Annotated in this window: 19 protein-coding genes and 1 pseudogene; 16 read left to right on the top strand and 4 right to left on the bottom strand. The window is 40.9% G+C overall.

Features of this window, described 5'->3' with window-relative positions:
- Positions 1 to 33: 33 nt before the first annotated feature.
- The 4 genes from ACM0OP_RS08615 to ACM0OP_RS08600 all read left to right on the top strand — a co-directional run bounded on the left by ACM0OP_RS08615 (position 34) and on the right by ACM0OP_RS08600 (position 5,181).
- Positions 34 to 1,899, top strand: a complete 1,866-nt coding sequence (locus tag ACM0OP_RS08615; protein ID WP_414527988.1) for an ABC transporter ATP-binding protein — start codon at positions 34 to 36, stop codon at positions 1,897 to 1,899.
- A gap of 136 nt (positions 1,900 to 2,035) precedes the next feature.
- Positions 2,036 to 3,559 (top strand): AbgT family transporter, encoded by a 1,524-nt coding sequence (locus tag ACM0OP_RS08610; protein WP_414527987.1) that lies wholly within the window; start codon positions 2,036 to 2,038, stop codon positions 3,557 to 3,559.
- 78 nt (positions 3,560 to 3,637) lie between these two features.
- Positions 3,638 to 3,805, top strand: a complete 168-nt coding sequence (locus ACM0OP_RS08605; protein ID WP_414527986.1) for a DUF4089 domain-containing protein — start codon at positions 3,638 to 3,640, stop codon at positions 3,803 to 3,805.
- On the top strand, positions 3,802 to 5,181 hold the full coding sequence (locus ACM0OP_RS08600; protein ID WP_414527985.1) for an AtzE family amidohydrolase: 1,380 nt from the start codon (positions 3,802 to 3,804) through the stop codon (positions 5,179 to 5,181). The genes ACM0OP_RS08605 and ACM0OP_RS08600 overlap by 4 nt, the downstream gene beginning before the upstream one ends.
- Positions 5,182 to 5,201: 20 nt before the next feature.
- Here the strand turns inward: ACM0OP_RS08600 and ACM0OP_RS08595 are convergent, their stop codons facing one another.
- From ACM0OP_RS08595 to yidD, 3 genes are all read right to left on the bottom strand, one after another.
- The gene (locus tag ACM0OP_RS08595) at positions 5,202 to 5,534 is read right to left on the bottom strand and encodes a DUF5615 family PIN-like protein (RefSeq protein ID WP_414527984.1); all 333 of its coding nucleotides are present in this window, start codon (positions 5,532 to 5,534) and stop codon (positions 5,202 to 5,204) included.
- Positions 5,531 to 5,755: a DUF433 domain-containing protein gene (locus tag ACM0OP_RS08590; RefSeq protein WP_414527983.1), complete on the bottom strand. Its 225-nt coding sequence runs from the start codon at positions 5,753 to 5,755 to the stop codon at positions 5,531 to 5,533. The genes ACM0OP_RS08595 and ACM0OP_RS08590 overlap by 4 nt, the downstream gene beginning before the upstream one ends.
- A 78-nt stretch (positions 5,756 to 5,833) precedes the next feature.
- The gene (gene yidD / locus ACM0OP_RS08585; RefSeq protein ID WP_414527982.1) at positions 5,834 to 6,079 is read right to left on the bottom strand and encodes a membrane protein insertion efficiency factor YidD; all 246 of its coding nucleotides are present in this window, start codon (positions 6,077 to 6,079) and stop codon (positions 5,834 to 5,836) included.
- 46 nt (positions 6,080 to 6,125) lie between these two features.
- On the opposite strand from yidD, the gene ACM0OP_RS08580 reads away from it, so the two are divergent.
- The 8 genes from ACM0OP_RS08580 to ACM0OP_RS08545 all read left to right on the top strand — a co-directional run bounded on the left by ACM0OP_RS08580 (position 6,126) and on the right by ACM0OP_RS08545 (position 14,077).
- A complete protein-coding gene (locus ACM0OP_RS08580; protein WP_414527981.1) occupies positions 6,126 to 6,833 on the top strand; it encodes a diacylglycerol/polyprenol kinase family protein in 708 nt (235 codons plus the stop codon).
- 340 nt (positions 6,834 to 7,173) lie between these two features.
- Complete coding sequence (locus tag ACM0OP_RS08575) at positions 7,174 to 7,476, top strand: CTB family bacteriocin (RefSeq protein ID WP_414527980.1); 303 nt, start codon at positions 7,174 to 7,176, stop codon at positions 7,474 to 7,476.
- A 291-nt stretch (positions 7,477 to 7,767) separates the two neighbouring features.
- Positions 7,768 to 8,091, top strand: a complete 324-nt coding sequence (locus ACM0OP_RS08570; protein ID WP_414527979.1) for a CTB family bacteriocin — start codon at positions 7,768 to 7,770, stop codon at positions 8,089 to 8,091.
- 434 nt (positions 8,092 to 8,525) lie between these two features.
- A complete protein-coding gene (locus ACM0OP_RS08565) occupies positions 8,526 to 10,040 on the top strand; it encodes an HlyD family efflux transporter periplasmic adaptor subunit (RefSeq protein WP_414527978.1) in 1,515 nt (504 codons plus the stop codon).
- A gap of 111 nt (positions 10,041 to 10,151) precedes the next feature.
- Positions 10,152 to 12,320: a peptidase domain-containing ABC transporter gene (locus ACM0OP_RS08560; RefSeq protein WP_414527977.1), complete on the top strand. Its 2,169-nt coding sequence runs from the start codon at positions 10,152 to 10,154 to the stop codon at positions 12,318 to 12,320.
- Positions 12,321 to 12,824: 504 nt separating this feature from the next.
- Positions 12,825 to 13,025: a hypothetical protein gene (locus tag ACM0OP_RS08555; RefSeq protein ID WP_414527976.1), complete on the top strand. Its 201-nt coding sequence runs from the start codon at positions 12,825 to 12,827 to the stop codon at positions 13,023 to 13,025.
- A 144-nt stretch (positions 13,026 to 13,169) separates the two neighbouring features.
- On the top strand, positions 13,170 to 13,382 hold the full coding sequence (locus ACM0OP_RS08550; protein WP_414527975.1) for a hypothetical protein: 213 nt from the start codon (positions 13,170 to 13,172) through the stop codon (positions 13,380 to 13,382).
- Between the two features lie 512 nt (positions 13,383 to 13,894).
- Positions 13,895 to 14,077, top strand: a complete 183-nt coding sequence (locus ACM0OP_RS08545) for a hypothetical protein (protein WP_414527974.1) — start codon at positions 13,895 to 13,897, stop codon at positions 14,075 to 14,077.
- 127 nt (positions 14,078 to 14,204) lie between these two features.
- Here the strand turns inward: ACM0OP_RS08545 and ACM0OP_RS08540 are convergent, their stop codons facing one another.
- Positions 14,205 to 15,113: an alpha/beta fold hydrolase gene (locus ACM0OP_RS08540; RefSeq protein WP_414527973.1), complete on the bottom strand. Its 909-nt coding sequence runs from the start codon at positions 15,111 to 15,113 to the stop codon at positions 14,205 to 14,207.
- 621 nt (positions 15,114 to 15,734) lie between these two features.
- Here ACM0OP_RS08540 and ACM0OP_RS08535 point away from each other — a divergent pair.
- From ACM0OP_RS08535 to ACM0OP_RS08520, 4 genes and pseudogenes are all read left to right on the top strand, one after another.
- Positions 15,735 to 16,289, top strand: coding sequence for a thioredoxin family protein (locus tag ACM0OP_RS08535; RefSeq protein WP_414527972.1), 555 nt, complete (start codon positions 15,735 to 15,737; stop codon positions 16,287 to 16,289).
- Positions 16,290 to 16,358: 69 nt separating this feature from the next.
- Positions 16,359 to 17,087 (top strand): UMP kinase, encoded by a 729-nt coding sequence (gene pyrH, locus ACM0OP_RS08530; protein WP_414527971.1) that lies wholly within the window; start codon positions 16,359 to 16,361, stop codon positions 17,085 to 17,087.
- Complete coding sequence (frr, locus tag ACM0OP_RS08525; RefSeq protein ID WP_414527970.1) at positions 17,074 to 17,622, top strand: ribosome recycling factor; 549 nt, start codon at positions 17,074 to 17,076, stop codon at positions 17,620 to 17,622. Before pyrH ends, frr begins: the two co-directional genes overlap by 14 nt.
- A gap of 263 nt (positions 17,623 to 17,885) precedes the next feature.
- Positions 17,886 to 19,205: pseudogene (locus tag ACM0OP_RS08520) on the top strand (purple acid phosphatase family protein); the annotation flags it as partial.
- Positions 19,206 to 19,257 lie beyond the last annotated feature (52 nt).

Genomic DNA, 19,257 nt, shown 5'->3' with positions numbered 1-19,257 from the left:
ATAATTTTACCGAAATATTGATACCTGATTCCTATGAATGAAGCTGTCCTAGAGGTTCGTAATCTACAAGTTGAATTTGCCGGTGATGGTAGCACGGTGAAAGCTGTGGATGATATATCCTTTGCAATTAATCGTGGTGAAACTCTAGGGATAGTGGGGGAGTCGGGTAGCGGTAAATCGGTGACGGCTTTGGCTGTGATGGGTTTGTTGCAAAGTCCGGGTAAGATTAGCGGTGGTGAGATTTGGTTTCGTTCTCAGCCTGGTGCAGAAGCGGTTAATTTGGTGAAGTTGTCTGCTGAAGAAATGCAGCTACACCGAGGCGGTGATATTGCTATGATTTTTCAAGAACCAATGAGTTCTCTAAATCCAGTGTTTACCATTGGGTTTCAGATGGTTGAAGGAATTAGGCGACACCAGAATGTCTCGGAAACTGAAGCCAAAGGCATTGCGATCGCACTTTTGCAAGAGGTAAAGCTTCTACCTAGTGATGATATTATACTACAACAGTGTATTGCCAATTACGGCCAAGCAGATGATTTCAAGTTGGCTAAATTAGTCAAGCAAGAAAAAGCAGCTATCCTCCAACGTTACCCGCATCAACTTTCTGGAGGTCAGCTACAACGGGTGATGATTGCAATGGCGATTTCTTGTAATCCTTTGCTGTTAATTGCTGATGAACCCACTACGGCTTTAGATGTCACTGTCCAAGCAACTATTCTGGATTTGTTGGCAGAATTGCAACAACGCCGTGAAATGGCGATGATTTTTATTACCCACGATTTGGGATTAATTTCGGAAATTGCTGACCAAGTAGGGGTGATGTACAAAGGGAAAATTGTGGAATACGATGCAGTTGCACAAATTTTTAGTAGTCCTCAACATCCCTATACTAAGGGTTTGGTGGCTTGTCGCCCTACACTCAACCGCCGTCCCCACAAACTGCTGACTGTTTCTGACTATATGAGTGTGGAAGTAACTCCCAATGGTGAGGAAGTTATTCGGGGGAAAGAACCTCCACATCCCCCAGAAATTAGCCTTGAGGAAATATCTCAACGATGGGAAAACCTGAATAGGAAATCACCTTTATTGGAAGTGCGTCACCTCCAGGTGGGTTTTCCGGTGCGGGGAGTCTTTGGTATGATCAATAGCTACAACATGGCGGTAAATAATGTCTCCTTTGATGTTAAGCCTGGGGAAACTCTGGGTTTGGTCGGAGAATCTGGTTGTGGTAAAACTACTCTGGGTAGAAGTTTGCTGCGCTTAATTGAACCGATGAGTGGGGAAATTATCTTTGAGGGTCAAGATATCACTAAACTCCGGGGTGAAGCGTTGCAGAAGTTGCGCCGAGAAATGCAAATTGTTTTCCAAAATCCTTTCAGTTCCCTAGACCCCCGGATGAAAATTGGCGCTGCGGTAATGGAACCTTTGTTAATTCACTCTGTGGGTCAAACTAAGGAAAAACGCCGAGACCGTGTGGTGGAACTTTTAGAACGGGTGGGTTTAAGTGCAGATGCAATCAACCGCTATCCGCATCAGTTTTCTGGTGGTCAACGTCAACGGATTTGTATTGCGCGGACTTTGGCTTTAAATCCTAAGTTTATTATTTGCGATGAGTCGGTTTCGGCTTTGGATGTGTCTGTACAGGCGCAGGTGTTAAATTTGCTGAAGGAATTGCAAGAGGAATTTCTACTGACTTATATTTTCATTTCTCATGATTTAAGTGTAGTTAAATTTATGAGCGATCGCATTTTAGTGATGAATCGTGGTCAAATTGTAGAACAAGGAACGGCTGAGAGTATTTATTTAGAACCCCAGGAAGAATATACTCAAAAATTAATTGCTTCTATTCCTACTGGTAGTGCTGAACGGTTACGCGCTAGACAATTACGGTCACTGTAGGAATACTATTATCGAACCGCCAAGTCGCCAAGTTCGCCAAGAGAAGAGAAGAAGGAAAGAGGTGACAAAGTAGAGACGCATGGAACGTGTCTATAAGGATTATGGGAAATTTATCTTTAATTTTGGTCAATGTCTAATGAGTCCTCAAAAGAGTCAAAAATTTGCTTGGTTAGGAAAAGTTCTTACCTTCATTGAATATGTGGGAAATAAACTCCCTGACCCACTGACACTATTTCTCCTTTTATCTTTAATGGTAATTGCAGTCAGTGCGATCGCAGCTGCTTTTAACCTTTCTGTCCTCCATCCCGGAAACGGCGAAACTATAGTTGCAGTATCTTTACTTACTCCTGAAGGTATCCGCCGCATTTTCACATCTGCTGTCAAAAACTTTACCGAGTTTCCCCCACTAGGTGCTGTATTAGTAGCCATGTTGGGGGTAGGTGTTGCCGAATATACTGGCTTGCTGGCAGCATTACTCCGCAAAGTTGTATTAATTGCCCCTAGTCAATTTATCTGTCCCGTGGTAGTGTTTGCAGGTATCATGGCTAACCTCGCTGCTGATGCAGGTTATGTGGTACTTGTACCCCTGGGAGCAATTATTTTTTTAGCTTTTGGGCGACATCCTTTGGCGGGTTTAGCTGCGGCTTTTGCGGGGGTATCTGGGGGATTTAGTGCCAATTTACTCATCAGTACCCTAGACCCGTTACTGGCGGGATTAACTAAAAGTGCAGTGGAATTAATTAATCCTAATTATCAAGTCAATGCCACTGCTAATTATTATTTTATGGTAGTTTCCACATTTTTAATTACGGCAATTGGCTGGTTAGTCACAGAGAAAATTGTGGAACCAAGATTAGGTAATTACACAGGAGAAGTTGATTTACCCAGGACTCAACTCAGTGCCTTAGAAAATAAAGCTTTACGCTGGGCTAGTTATGGTTTATTAGCATTTATCGGCTGTGTGCTATTCCTGATTTTACCACCCCAAGGAATTTTAAGACATCCAGAAAACTTCACAATTATTCCCTCACCTTTTCTGGATAGCATTGTGTTAATTATTTCCTTAGCTTTTCTGATTCCAGGGATTTTTTATGGTAAGGTTGCCGGAACTATTCACGATGATAAAGATGTAGCTAAAGCCTTGAGTCATTCCATGAGTGCGATGGGATATTATATAGTTTTAGCATTCATGGCGGCTCAATTCATTGCCTATTTTAACTGGAGTAATTTAGGGGCAATTTTATCAATAAATGGGGCGAAGTTTCTCCAGTCTACAGGAATTACAGGCGCACCGTTATTGCTCCTATTTATTTTAGTCAGTATGATTTTGAATTTATTTGTGGGTTCAGCTTCAGCAAAATGGGCAATTATGGCTCCTGTATTTGTACCCATGCTCATGTTAATGGGATATTCACCCGAACTAACCCAAGCTGCATATCGTATTGGCGATTCTACAACTAATATTATCACCCCATTGATGCCTTATTTTCCTTTAGTCGTCGCCTTTGGGCAAAAATACGATAAAAGTTTAGGAATAGGGACATTAATAGCGATGATGTTACCCTATGCGATCGCCTTTTTGTTAGGGTGGTCTATGTTATTAATTATCTGGTTTATTTTCGGTTTACCTCTTGGTCCTGGGGCTTTGATGAGGATTTAACGAACGAACCGCATTCGCGTAGCGTCTCCCCTTGGGAGAAGGACGCAAAGTACACAAAGAAGTAGGGAGGGAAAGGGGATGAGGAGTTATGTTGAGGAAGTGGCTTTGTTGTTGGGTTTACAGCTTGGGGATGAATATATTGATGGGGTAGTGCAGAATTTTGAGATAATTAGTGCGATCGCGCAATTAGTGAATGAGTTTCCTTTATCTGAGGATGTCGAACCTGCGCCTGTGTTTGAACCATGAATGATGTTGTATCCATCGCTGCTGCTGTACATCGTGGGGAAGTAAGCGCAGTAGAAGTTACCCAAGCTGCTTTAGCTAGAATTTCAGCCCAAAATCCGCAACTCAATTGTTTTACAACCATCACTGCGGAAACAGCTTTAAGAGATGCGGCGAAAATTGATCAAGAAATCGCCCAAGGTAAAAATCCCGGTGTGTTAGCTGGCGTGCCTTTTGCGGTGAAAAATCTTTATGACATCGCTGGTTTAACAACTTTAGCTGGGTCGAAAATTAACGCCGAAAATCCTCCCGCAAGCCAAGATGCGACAGCAGTAGCAAGGTTAAAACAAGCCGGTGCGATACTAGTGGGCGCTTTAAATATGGATGAGTACGCCTATGGGTTTGTTACCGAAAATTCTCACTATGGTGTGACTCACAACCCCCACGATTTACAGAGAATTGCTGGCGGTTCCTCCGGTGGTTCGGCTGCGGCTGTAGCGGCGGGTTTAGTCCCTCTAACCCTGGGTTCTGATACTAATGGTTCAATTCGGGTTCCGGCGGCTTTGTGTGGCGTGTTGGGCTTTAAACCCACTTATGGGCGGTTGTCTCGTGCTGGGGTGGCTTTATTTTCTAGCAGCCTTGACCATGTTGGCAGTTTTGCCCGTTCAGTACAAGATATTGCTACGGTTTTTGATGTCCTCCAAGGTGAGGATGACCGCGACCCGGTTTGTACACAACGCTCTCCCGAATTATCTATACCGCAACTATATCATGATATCTCTGCTGTGAGAATGGCGATCGCCGATGATTATTTTACTCAAGGTGCTTCATCCCAAGCCTTAGCCGCAGTACAAAAAGTAGCCGAGGCTTTAAGTGTAACTGACTATGTAACTCTACCAGAAGCCCACCGCGCCCGTGCAGCCGCCTTTGTGATTACCGCCAGTGAAGGGGCAAATCTGCATTTAGAAAACTTAAAGTCACGTCCCCAGGATTTTGACCCCGCAACACGCGATCGCTTTTTGGCAGGGGCATTAATACCGAGTAGTTGGTATTTACAAGCACAAAGATTTAGAACGTGGTATGGCGATCGCCTGCGGGAAATCTGGCAAAATGTAGATATAATTCTCGCCCCCACCACACCGATATCTGCACCGCTAATTGGTCAAAAAACCATGATTTTAAACGGGGAGGAAATTCTCGTGCGTCCTCATTTAGGTTTATTCACTCAACCCTTATCTTTTATTGGCTTACCTGTTTTATCAGTCCCAGTTCAGCTTCCTGATAGTTTACCTTTAGGTGTACAAATCATCGCCGCACCCTACAATGAGGCTTTAATTTTACGAGTTGCAGCTGTATTAGAATCTCAAGGTGTGATTTCTGCAAAAGTAGCCGTTGGCTAATAAAGTGAATTAATATCAACCTACGTTAACACTAAAATACTTTCTAGTGTACTATCTCCAAAGTTACTGATAATTTCAAAATTATTTCGCAGAATTTCGACAATTTTCGATGTGGGGCTATTACCAATGCGAAGATAGATAAACTTCGGGGGATAACCATAAAGCAGACTACGCTGGTGGAAATCCGAATCTTTGGAAACAATTATAAAGTCATTGATTTTAGCATACTCCCAAATGACTAAATCATCTGTATTGGTAAGCCCCAAAGTTTTGACATGAAAGGAATTGGGGTAAAAATCCAAAATTTTTGGAATAATCCGATCAGAGAGGTTTTCGTCCAAAAGCAGTTTCACAACGATGCTACAAATAATTTTTTCTCACGATCAGCAGCAAAAGCAAGACAGGCTTTAATATCCTCTGAATTAAGTTCTGAAAAGTCTGCTAAAATTTCATTTTCTGTCATGCCGCTTGCGAGATATTCTAAAATATCATAAACAGTGATTCTCATTCCCCGAATGCAGGGTTTGCCACTGCGTTTACCAGGTTCGATTGTGATAATTTCGTGGTAGTCCATTTTCACCTCTTGACTCTGTGTTATCTGTGGTTAGTTGTTTCTTATTTTACCCAACCCAATAATGATCCTAACTTAATTTTAGTCATGAGGATGATCGCAGCAATGGTGTTTCGCCTCTGGTACTGGGTCGTAACCACCAGGATGGAAGGGATGACAACGCAAAATCCGCCGGGTAGCCATCCACCCACCGCGTAACACACCAAATCGCTCAATGGCTTGAATTGCATACATCGAACAAGTGGGTTGAAAGCGACAAGAGGGGGGAAACAATGGCGAAATAAACATTCTGTAGCCTTTAATCAAGGAAATAAATAATAGTTTCATCGCGATCGCCTAAAATTTTATTATCCCAATATATTATGTAGTTTCTTTGTTATCTCTAGCTCTCGATTCCACCTCAATTTACCCTTTGTGGCTGCAAATTACCGTAGTTGGTGTTTGGGTGTCACTCATCCTCCTGTTAGCATGGGTTGTACATCGCTTTACTCAGGCTGAAACAGAAATAGTTAGAAAAATAGTGCATATTGGTACTGGTAACGTGATTATGCTGGCTTGGTGGCTTGATGTTCCGGCTATTTTAGGGATTACAGCTTCCATTGTGGCTAGTATCGTTACCTTATTATCATACCGATTTCCCATCCTTCCCGGTATTAATAGCGTCGGTAGGCAAAGTTTAGGAACTTTCTTTTATGCGATCAGTATGGGAGTTTTAGTAGCTTGTTTCTGGCACATACAACAACCCCAATACGCCGCTATCGGTATCATGGTTATGGCTTGGGGAGATGGATTAGCAGCCTTAATTGGACAACGCTTTGGTGAACATAAGTATAAAGTATTCGGCGCTCAAAAAAGCTGGGAAGGTTCCTTAACTATGGCCTTAGTCAGTTTTGTGATCAGCACTTTAATTTTACTGGGTGCAGAAGGTGACATGGGACTAAGTTTAATTGTGTCCTTAGCGATCGCCTGCGTCGCCACTAGTCTAGAAACTATTTCATTTTTAGGTATTGATAATTTAACCGTACCTCTAGGTAGTGCATCTGTGGCATTTTTATTAATTAATCTGCTATCGCACCATTAACCCTAACTACTAAAGATATAACTTTTTTTACACAGTAGATCATACAACACTTTCTCTTAGTCAGAATATTAATTATCATCAATTGCCGAGATGCGATCGCCCAGCCAGATCATAAAAAACCTAATTATTTGATCACAAAGTCACAAAAACTGCAATATTGTCTATTTATTTCTCAAAGGATGAATTTTTCAGCAAAAAATTTAGACTTTATATCTACTTTAAGGAGTAAATTTACAACATTGATTTATGTCTAGAGATTTATGAATTACTCAGAGACAGTGCTTATAGTTAAGTTCTTAGGTGATAGCAACCCAAGTAAACGTAAGTGAGGCACACAATCATGTCAGATGCAATCTTTACATCAGACTTGTACGTCATTTTATCCGACCAGGAACAGCAACTTCTCACAGGTGGTGCAGACTTTAAAGTCTCTGAGAGCAACTTTGCTCAAAAACAAGCCAACTTAGAAGGAACCACTAATGCTGGACTAGAGGGTAGTGATAGCAACGGTACAAGTGATATTACAGCTATTAACACTGCGGCAACAAACCTCTTAGGATTGGGTGCAGCATCAATTCCAAACTTTGAGCCTTTGGGACCTGCACCAGTGCTTAACAGTACAGAGAATGGTAATGGTGAATAACCGCAGCTAGCCCAACTGTGGAATCATTCCCATCCTTGAGTACAAAAACTGACTGATCTATTATCCTCAAAGTTTGCATCCATGTCAGTAGTTAATAGTATGTAGAAGCAATCACAGCAGTTTTCATGTATTTAGCGCGCCGATATCTATATTTCTTTGCGCCTAGATATAAAGATGTAGTTCATTTCGCTACAAATCGCTGTAAACAATTCCCCACCCCAAATTTAGAGTTACAGCAGGAAATAGGCTGGAAACTTTTGTGTAAAAATTACCTAAATCAGGCTAAAAATCATGAACAAACAAACTCTAGTATCAGAATTATGTGTGGCGTTATCCCCAGAGGAACAACAACTGCTAGCTGGTGGCGTTGACTTTAAACTCAGTAGTAGTAATTTCGCTAACAGAATTGCCAGTTTACAAGGAACAGTCAGTTCTGGCCCCAGTGGTAGCACTACTAACTCTGTAGGTCAGTTGACAGCTATTAACACTGCGGCACAAGATTTATTAGCATTAGGTGCGGAGAGTCTTCCTTCCTTTGAATCTTTAGGCCCAGCGCCAGTTTTGAATAGCATAGCTAATAACGTTGGTGAAAACGATAATGATAATGGTGATTAATCTGTGAAGTTTCACCCCACTAAGTAGGTCGGCGTAAATAATTATTGTTGGATGGAATAAGGCAGGGTGCAGGGGGAGAAAGAGTTTTAGCCTTATTTACTTTTCTTCACATAGTTTGGTTTTATCGCACCGACTTACTTAGATAAATCTGCAATTGCTATCTTCAATAATTGATGATTGCATAGATAGCTATTTCCAGTTTCACACTTCCATCAAAATGGATTCCGGAGCTTTGATGTAATTAATGTTTGCATAACTTGATTATTGGGCTGAATATTCAAGATAAACTGCATTGACTAGTCAGTTTCTGGAATCCTTTATTTAAAGTTACTTGAAGTTACTTGCAGAGATCAAAAAGGGTAGAGAAAAGATAGGACGTTACGAATTTGAAGTATGAACAGATTTAATGCAAATCTCATCCAAGGTATAGTAACGTGAACTCCTTTTTTCACAAAAATAACCAGTTTTGGCAACAATTTACAGAGCCGAACCCAGAAGAACTGAATTTAGTGGAAGCTAACGAGTTTCTACCGCAAATTAGTAAATGGACAAGCATTGGTGCAGGAGTATTACTAATTACGTTTATGACTGCGGTGGCTTTATCATCTGTGTTTAAATATAACGTTACAGTCAAAGTTCCTGCGAGTATTAGACCAGAAGGACAACTGGGAATTGTGCAATCTGCGGTGATGGGAACAGTGCAGAAAATAGATGTGCAGGAAAATCAGGTAGTGAAACAAGGAGAAGCCATTGCTTACATTGATGATTCCCGGTTACAAAATCAAAAAAGCCAACTAGAAAACAGCATTGAGCAGAGCGAATTACAACTACGCCAAATAGATGCTCAAATTGCTGAAATGGCGACTCAAGCAGCCGCTCAAAGAACCTTAGTTAACCGTGCTGTGATTGCAGCAGAAGCCGAACTTAGTGCTAGTCAACGCAACTATCAGGATGAGTATAAGACAACTTCAGCCGATTTGATCCAAGCTCAAGCTGACTGGAATTTAGCAAAAATTCAACGCGATCGCCTACAACAGAATAACTTATTAACATTCACCATACAAGAAGCCGAAGCAGCTCTTAATTTAGCAAAAATTCAACGCGATCGCTTACAATCAGTAGCCACATCAGGAGCTATTTCTCACAACTTATTAGAAGAACAACAACAGGCGGTAAAATCAGCCCAAGCCAAACTAGAACAAGCCAAAGCCAACGCTGAGGACTTACTGGAAGAAAAGGAACAAGCCTTTAAAATTGCCGAAATTAGATTACAAAAAGCCCAAACTAGTATAAATCCTCATGATGCAGCTGTAATCATCGCCGCAGAAAAAATTCAACAAGAAAAAGCCAGTGGGGAAGCCACCTTAGCAGCTTTGAACAGAGAAAGCAAAACCCTCAACCAACAACGTATAGAACTAGAAAAACAAACTATTCGCACTCGCAAAGAACTACAACAAGTAAAAACTGATCTAAATCAAACTATAATTCGCGCCCCCATTACAGGTACACTGCTGCAATTAAATATCCATAATCCTGGACAAGTAGTACAACCCAGTCAAGCCATTGCTCAAATTGCTCCTCTCCAGAGTCCAATGGTTATCAAAGCCTCGATCCAACCTCAAGATATCGACAAAGTAAAACCTGGACAAAAAGTGCAGATGCAGGTTTCCGCTTGTCCCTATCCAGACTATGGAACTCTGCGGGGAATCGTGAAAACCGTCACACCAGATACACTCCCAGTGGGAAATAACAACGGCGAAACTGGTGTTTCCAGTACAGGCCAGGTCGCTTATGAAGCCACCATCAAACCCCAAACAACTTATGTAGGTAAAGGTGAGCATCAATGTCATCTCCAACCCGGTATGCAAGGTAGAGCTGATATTATTTCCCGTGAAGAAACAGTCCTTAATTTCATTCTCCGCAAAGCCAGATTAATCACTGATTTTTAACAAACTTCTGGGCGGAAATTCTTTAAACCAAAGCCATCAAAAATTTCCTAGCTTTCTCTATCTCAAAATTGAGAATAGAAAGTGCTGTCATTACGAACTACGAATTAAATTATGTTTGGTTTCATTAAACTTCAGAAAAACTATCACTGCGTTTCCCAGTTGAGTGAAGAAGACTGTGGAGCAGCTTGCTTGGCTTCAATTTGCAAACATTATGGCAAATTTTTAAGCATTAATCGCAGCCGAGAATCAGTAGGAACTGGACAACTAGGCACGACTTTATTAGGTCTAAAACGTGGTTCTGAAAATTTGGGTTTTAATGCTAGAGCGGTCAAAGCTTCACCAGAAATTATTGACAGAATTACAGAATTACAGTTACCAGCTATTATCCATTGGCATGGTTATCATTGGGTAGTTTTATATAACCAACAGGGCAAAAAATATGTAATTGCTGACCCATCTGTGGGTATTCGTTATGTCAAGCGAGAGGAGTTATCAGCCGCTTGGAATGGGGTGATGCTCTTACTTGAACCAGACCCAGAACGCTTTTTTGATCAGCCCCAAGATAAACCAATGGGAGGTTTAGGACGCTTTATTAAGCGGATCTTACCTTATCGTGGTTTGTTGGCTCAAGTGTTAATGCTCAACATAGCTTTGGGTATACTAGCTCTGGGTTCTCCAGTATTGATTCAAATCCTCACAGATGATGTTTTAGTTAGAGGAGATGTTCAGCTACTAACTGTTGTAGTCGCCGCCGTTGTAGTGATGACTTTATTTAGTAGCACTCTACAATTCTTGCAATCTACAATGATTGCTCACTTTGGTCAACGACTGCAACTAGGGTTAGTTTTAGAGTTTGGTAGAAAAATCCTGCATCTACCTTTAAATTACTATGAATCCCGTCGTAGTGGTGAAATTACTAGCCGATTACGAGATATTAATGATATTAATCAATTGGTATCACAGATAGTTGTGCTTTTACCTAGTCAATTTTTTATTGCAGTAATTTCATTCTGCTTAATGCTAGTTTACAGTTGGCAATTAACACTAGCAGTGATGTTAATCAGTGTTTTCATGACTTTATCAACACTACCTTTTTTACCTATACTCCAACAAAAAACTCGCAGTCTTTTAGTATTGGGTGCAGAAAATCAAGGGGTGTTAGTAGAAACATTTAAGGGCGCACAAGTCCTGAAAACCACAAATGCTGCTCCCCAATTTTGGGAGGAATTTCAAACTCGTTTTGGTCGTTTGGCTAATCTAACTTTTAGCACTGTCCAAATCAGTATTATTAATAGTACCCTGGCGCGGCTTTTTTCCACTATTGGTGGTGTAGCGTTATTAGGTTTAGGAAGTATGTTGGTAATTCAGGGACAGTTAACTATTGGACAAATGCTGGCTTTTAATGCGCTACAGGTGAATGTTCTCAATTTAATTAATGCTTTAGTTGGCTTAGTAGATGAATATTTTCGCGCCCAAACTGCAATTTCTCGGCTGTTAGAAGTGATTGATGCAACACCAGAGGTTGTGGGAGGTAGTCAAAAGCCGATAGCACAAATTTCTGGTAGTGCAGATATTCACTGTACTCATCTGACATTTCACCACGCGGGGAGAGTTGATTTGTTAGAAGATTTTTCCCTAAAAATTCCAGGGGGAGAGGCGATCGCCTTGATTGGTAAGTCTGGTTGTGGTAAAAGCACCTTAGCCAAATTGTTGGCTGGGTTATATCAACCCAATTCTGGTAATATCCGCATTGGCTCCTTTAACCTGGATGATATCGCTCTTGATTGTCTGCGACAACAAATAGTTTATGTCCCCCAAGAACCCCATTTCTGGAGTCGTTCGATTTTAGAGAATTTTCGTTTAGGAACCCCTTATATTGCTTTTGAGGAAATTGTCAAAGCTTGCGAAATCGCGGATGCGGATAGCTTTATCAGTCAACTTCCCAATAAGTATCAAACTGTGTTAGGTGAATTTGGGGCGAATCTCTCTGGTGGACAAAGACAACGATTGGCGATCGCCAGAGGAATTTTAACTAATCCACCAGTCCTAATTTTAGATGAAGCCACCGCCGGACTCGACCCAGTTAGTGAATCTAGCGTATTAGATGCTATTTTGGCATACCGCCAAGGCAAAACTACAGTTTTAATTACCCATCGTCCCAGCGTGATCCATCGAGCTAATTGGATTGTAATGTTAGACAAAGGTCAAGTGCAATTACAAGGTAATTTAGCAAGTTTTTTAGCACAAAAAGGAGAGCATCTTAAATTTTTATCCCTATAATTAAGTTTGCGAGGATAAAGCTAACTATGTGACCTAATGTAAAAATACTGTAATTTATCCCTGACTACAAACCTTTAATTATTTACGATGAGCTATACCATTTCTTGTCCTCGCTGCGGAGAGCGATGTGGGGTTAAAGTATTTCAATACTAAAATCTAATTGGCAAATTAAAAGTATCCATATTAATAGGATAATCTTCTTTTTAAAAGGAGATTTTTTTGTTGAAACTTATCATAGCTTCTCAACTCATAATAAATAAATTATAGCTGGGGAGTAGGGAGTGGAGTAAAAGCCTTTCGGTGTATAACTTTTATGATCAATTTATGTCCTAACGTCGTTGGCGGTTGCTATAACAATTTTAATTGCACCTAAAGAAGTAAATTGATTTGTTATTTATCTAACCCTAGACTAATTAAAATAACTCTTGAATATTTAATAATAAAAGTATCAGGTAATTCCACACCTGAAGTAAGTAAGCGAGGTTTAAAATTATGTCATTTGTCATGACTAAATCTGAATTTCTGGAAGATTTATCTCCTACTCAACAACAGCTTTTAAGCGGTGGACAATCTAACGATGATGAAGAAACAAACGATTTTGATGATGAGGAAGAATCACTCGATGATACCCCACCTAGAGCAAGTAAAAAACGTGTTGTTCGTATTCCTATCCGCTTAACTGGTGTTCTGCAAGTTTTAAAATAAACATCCTCTAATAGTCTTGTCTTATTAGCCAAGATATTGTTTACGGTACAACCTAAAAACTGAACCGTAATTTTGCACCTAGCCAGGAAATTTTCTGGTATAGGTGCTACCTAACATTTATTTACTAGATTGAGGTAATCAATTATGTTGGAACCAATCATTCAAACTGATTTATTTGTGGAGTTATCCACAGAGTCACAAGAACTTATCTCTGGGGGTCAACAAATTCAATTCGGTGGAGGAACTAGACCTGATATTACTGTAATTGGTACTCTCATTGATTCTCGTGGTCAACGTATCCCTGTGCGGATTTTTGGCTTTGCAGCTCAACCACAAGGTTTTGGCGGTGGTTTCTAATCAGTCTGGTAAATAAGTCTTTTAGCACTAAATACCAAATTCCTAGAAACCTAACTAAACTTTCCTCTCTTCTCTAAATGAAAGGGGATATTGAAAACCTCTCTTCTTATAGAAGAAAGGTTTTTAAGTATGTTTTGTATTTGATGAAAAATCTGCTTAGATTTATTGTCTGCCTCTGATTGAAGATATACATATTATTTTTAGTTAGATGAGAATATCTTTTTTATATCAACTGCAATAAACCCCATAAAAATTAGGATAAAACACCAAAAATAAGACAAAAATATTGATTTTATTGATCATAATTTATCTAGCAATGTTCAGGAAAATTTATATTGAAATTAAAACTAAATTTTACATATATCCAAAGATGTATTTTCCCATGATTTATTTATAACTATGGGGTAATTTAATCACGAGTAAATATGTTTAGAAATAAAAGCATAAGTACAACACTTCGGTTTTTTTTGTTGAAGTGTGTACCAAATACAAACGAATTTGAGGTAACAATTATGTCTGTTAAAGACCTCCAATCTAATTTGTTGATGGATTTATCTACACAAGAACAGCAAAATGTTTCTGGTGGCTACGGTTTCGGTCGCGGTGGTTTCGGTGGCTGGGGTCCTGGCTTTGGTCGCGGTGGCTGGGGTCATGGTTTTGGTCGCGGTGGCTACCGTCGCGGTGGCTGGTTCTAATTACGTGCCATTCGCCTACACCTATCGGTCAGGTAAGTGTAGGCAGTTCACGCAACTAAAAAGCCTGTACCCGCAGGTTTTATTGAAGCCTTTGCAGGCTTCTTTTTTGTCTCCCACTTATTTATTGCTAATTAGAGGAATAGCGGCTTTGCGGATTAGTAATCCAATCTTGTAAAATGGGGTTGACTAACTCCGGTGCTTCATCTTGGGGGCAATGTCCCACCCCTTCTAAGGGAATAAACTTGACCACTTGGGGATAGTTGGCTAGTTCTCTACCTAAATCTATGGGTTCCCAGGGGTCGGCTGTTCCCCAGAGAATAATGGCAGGACAAGCTAACAGAGGCAAAAGGTCTTCTGCTAGAGGACCTGTAGAATAAGAGGTAAAAGCCAGAAACACTGCTACAGCCCCGGGATCTTTTGCTGGTGCTGTGAGAATATCTACCAACTCATCTGTAACTATCTCTGCGTTTGCGTAAGCTTGCAATAATATCTTGCGGACTGTTTTGGGTTGAGCAATTTGATTGAAGAAAAACTTACCCACTGGTTTGATAGATAATATTTTCTGGAGAATGGGCGCACCGAAACGACGAGACCAAGGTAATGTTTCCCGTTTGCGATCGTGTAACAATCTGAGTGAACAGTTGATTAAGGCTACACCTAAAGCCATATCCGGGCTACTGACTGCTGCTTGTAAGACGACAATACAGCCAATGGAATTTCCCACTAAAAAAGCAGGTTCACCCACTACTTCCCGGCAAAAGTCGGCTAACTGCTGTCCCCAGGTTTCCAGGGTGTAGTTCATCTGTGTTCCTGGTTCTGGTTTAGCGGAAGCACCAAAGCCAATCAAATCGATGGCATAAACACGACAATTTTCTGCTAATTGGGGAATATTTTTCCGCCAGTGCCACCATGAGGCTCCAAAGCCATGAACGAGAACAACTGCAGGACCAGTGGTTCCTTGAGTCTGATAGCAGATGGGGAAACCTTGCCAAGTCCAAGTTTTTGTTGAGGTAAATGTGTTTGTAAATATAGTCATCTGCTTTGAGTTTTAAAGCTATTTGCGTAGATGGGGAGGGGGTAAGAATAGGCATTCGTAGGGGTGCAGACTTCACAAATATAAATCAAATAGGAGTCCCATATCTGAAGATCAGTAAATATCAAAAATATGTTTATAGCTGGAGTCAAAATTGATTGTCCTGACCGACAGAAAAATGTCTGAAATTCTTAAATCATTGAGTAAATATCAGATATGGGTCATTGACTGTAAATTGTTAATTGTCAATATCTACCAGATACTCTTGCTGTTTTGAGATGGGGATATGATGTCTATGATACTTGACATTTTGTAGTCTGGCCGGATATCAATGATCAAGATGGGCAAAATAAGTAAAAAAAACTTATCTCGAACTCAAACCTATATTTACCAAGCATTCAATAGCCCCTGTTTTTTTTGAGGAAAATTGCTAGGATATGATTTTGTATGATGTTATGCAATGATAGTTGTTAGTAATTTCAGTAGTTTTACAATTTACTGTGCCTCTATTAGTATATAAGATCATAGGCTATAGAGGGTTGACTAACAATTGATTCACAAGCAAAAAATTTCCCATAAATCTGACATTAACTTTTTTTTCTCAGTTCCTTCCGCCTATAGAGTATGAATATACTAGAAACGATTAATACACCTATTGGTAACTACGCGCCAGATTTTGAGCTTCCAGGAATTGACAATCAAGTACACCATCTCAGCCGTTATTTAGAAAAATTTCGCGCAGTTGGGGTAATCGCTATGTGTAACCATTGTCCTTACAGCAGATTGTATTTAGACAGATTGAAAAAGATCCAAGCACAATTCTCTGAAGATGGCTTCACATTAATTGGGATGAATGGTAGCAGTTCTACCCAACACCTGAGCGAAAGTTTTGATGAGATGAAAAGTTTTGCTGAACGTCACCAGTTGAATTTTCCCTATGTATGGGATTCAACCCAAGATGTCACCAGGAGCCTGGGAGCAAGTAAAACGCCAATGGCTTTTCTGGTAGATAATCATGGTATTGTGCGGTATAAGGGACAAATTGACAATCATCCTCAAGAGCCGGTATCTCTGGGAGAAGATTATTTGCGGAATGCGATCGCCTGCCTATTGAAAGGTCAAGCAATTAACCAATCCGAAACAGAACCAATAGGAACTACATTGATTTGGCGAAATTAAACATATGTAGTCGCGGTACTGTTATCTTAAGTTGGAGGCAATTGCAACTTTTTTGATAAGCGTAACTTCATGGGAACGAATTACCGACGGGTTTTACTTAAACTAAGCGGTGAAGCCTTAATGGGCAACATGGGCTATGGTATTGATCCAGAAGTGGTTAAGGAAATAGCTCAGGAAATAGCAGAAGTAGTAGCTACTGGCGTTCAAATCGCTATCGTTGTAGGCGGTGGCAATATTTTTCGTGGCGTAAAAGCAGCGTCGTTGGGGATGGACAGGGCAACTGCTGACTACATCGGCATGATTGCTACGGTAATGAATGCCATGACGCTACAAGATTCCTTGGAACGAATAGGGGTACAGACGCGGGTACAAACTGCGATCGCTATGCAAGAATTAGCGGAATCATATATTCGTCGTCGCGCTATCCGCCACTTGGAAAAAGGGCGGGTGGTAATTTTTGGGGCTGGTTCGGGAAATCCCTTCTTTACGACTGACACCACCGCAGCGTTAAGAGCCGCAGAAATTGATGCGGAAGTGATTTTTAAAGCCACTAAGGTAGATGGGATATATGATGCTGACCCTCATATTGATCCTAACGCCAAGCGTTACACCAGTATCACCTACGCTCACGTTTTGGCTAAAGATTTACGCGTCATGGATAGTACCGCGATCGCCTTGTGTAAAGACAACAATATCCCCATACTAGTTTTTGATTTAACAGTGCGCGGTAACGTCCGCCGAGCTGTATTGGGAGAAAATATCGGTACCCTTGTGGGAGGTTCATGTGAAATTATCTGAAGCTGAGAGTACGATGCAAAAGACGGTTGAGGCAACTCAGCGCGCCTTTAACACCATTCGCACTGGCCGCGCCAATGCGAGTTTACTAGATAAGGTATTGGTGGACTACTACGGTTCGCCCACATCCTTAAAATCACTGGCAAACATTAGCACACCAGATGCCAGCACCATCTTGATTCAGCCTTACGACAAAGGCAGCTTAAACCTAGTAGAGAAAGCAATTTCTCTCTCAGACATTGGTTTAACACCCAGTAACGACGGTTCTGTAATTCGGTTAAATATACCACCATTAACCAGCGATCGCCGCAAAGAATTTGTCAAACTTACTGCTAAATATGCCGAAGAAGGTCGCGTAGCCATTCGCAACATCCGTCGTGATGTCCAAGACACCATTCGCAAAGAGGAAAAAGCTTCAGAAATTTCTGAAGACGAATCCAAAGACCAACAAGATAAACTGCAAAAACTCACCAATAAATACACAAGCAAAATAGATGACCTGCTAGCAGAAAAAGAAAAAGACATTACAACTGTCTAAACCTCTTTGCTGCTTCTAGAGCAGAGTATGATTAACTTTTCAGGCTGGAGAATGTTGTTTAATTTCTTCAGCCTTTCTGCTAGATAATGGGGAGTGGGGAGTGGGGAGTGGGGAGTAGGGAGTGGGGAGTGGAGTAACTTTTATGATTAATTTATGTTCTAACGTGTATGCGTAGTGCTATAAAAACTCAACTACTCACCCTGGTAATTTTTTTTGTGCTATGCTTTAGCCTGGTAAGCGTGCCTTCACTGGGGCAAACAACTATGATATCAGCACCCCATCTGCTGACTGACCCATTTTTGCAACTACCAACAGCTAACTCAGTTCGAGTAGTTTGGTTTACAGAGTTTCCTGGAAAGCAACACGTAGTTAACTACGGGGAAAATCTCGAAAAATCAACCTTGGCCAGAACTACTAAACTCAGCCGCACCAGAGAAGACCAACAATCAAAAGTCACAAATCAAACTATTAATCAACCTGTAAACCGTGACATTTGGCGACAGGAAGCCGAGGTGACAGGGTTAACTCCCGGTGTAACTGTTCCCTATCATGTGATCAGTCTGCGTGAAGATGGCGCAAGTGTCAGCAGTAATGTTTTTACCCTCACACCTACCCCAGAACCAGGACAAGCACTGAAGATTTTGTTGACTTCAGACCATCAGTTAAAACCAATGACAGCCGCAAATCTGCAAAAGGTGGTGGAAACAGTAGGAAAAGTGGATGGGGTGTGGTTTGCTGGTGATTTAGTTAATGTTAGCGATCGCGCCTCAGAATGGTTTGATGATAGTCGGGGTGGTGCATTGTTTCCCGCTTTACAAGGTCGTGCTAATTATCAAATGACCCACAATGGTGTTACCAGCGTTTATACAGGTGGTGAAATCATTCAACACGCCCCCATGTTTACAGCCATTGGTAATCACGAAGTTATGGGAAGGTTTACTAGAACCAACAGTTTAAACAATGAATTTAATTATCCCATTCCCCGTGATGTGGCTCAAAAGTTCTATAGTGGTAAATCTTTAATAGATAATTCTTTTAATACACTGACCTACGAAGAAATTTTCACTTTACCCCAAAGTAAACCAGGGGGAAAAAAGTATTATGCAGTGACTTTTGGTGATGTCCGTCTAGTGGTACTTTACGTCACTAATACATGGCGCACTCCCAACTTAAATACAGCATATAAAGGTAGATATCAAGAAGCAGCCCAGGATTTAGAAAATCCCGAAAATTGGGGACATGGACAGTTAATTTTTGAACCAATTACCAAAGGTAGTCAGCAATATAATTGGTTAGAAGCGGAATTGAACAGTCCAGAATTTCAACAAGCCAAATATAAAGTTGTGATGTTCCATCATCCTCCCCATACATTGGGTGATAACATCGTTCCTGCTTATACAAATCCGGTGCAGATCATAGAACGTGATCCAGAAGGTAAAATCACAGGAGTCCGTTATGAATACCCCAAAGACTCAGATTACATTCACCGTGATTTAATACCATTACTAGAAGCGGCTCATGTGCAGTTCGTATTATATGGACATTCTCACCTATGGAACCGCTTTGTTAGTCCCAGTGGAATCAGGGTCAGCGCATCTCAAACCCTGTTGACAAGAGGACTTGCCTAATCAGCAA

Origin of the sequence: Nodularia chucula CCY0103 (genome assembly GCF_963923915.1) — a bacterium.
Lineage (GTDB): Bacteria > Cyanobacteriota > Cyanobacteriia > Cyanobacteriales > Nostocaceae > Nodularia > Nodularia chucula.
The sequence above is the reverse complement of the archived record's forward strand: the minus strand, read 5'-3'. Positions and strand labels throughout refer to the sequence as shown.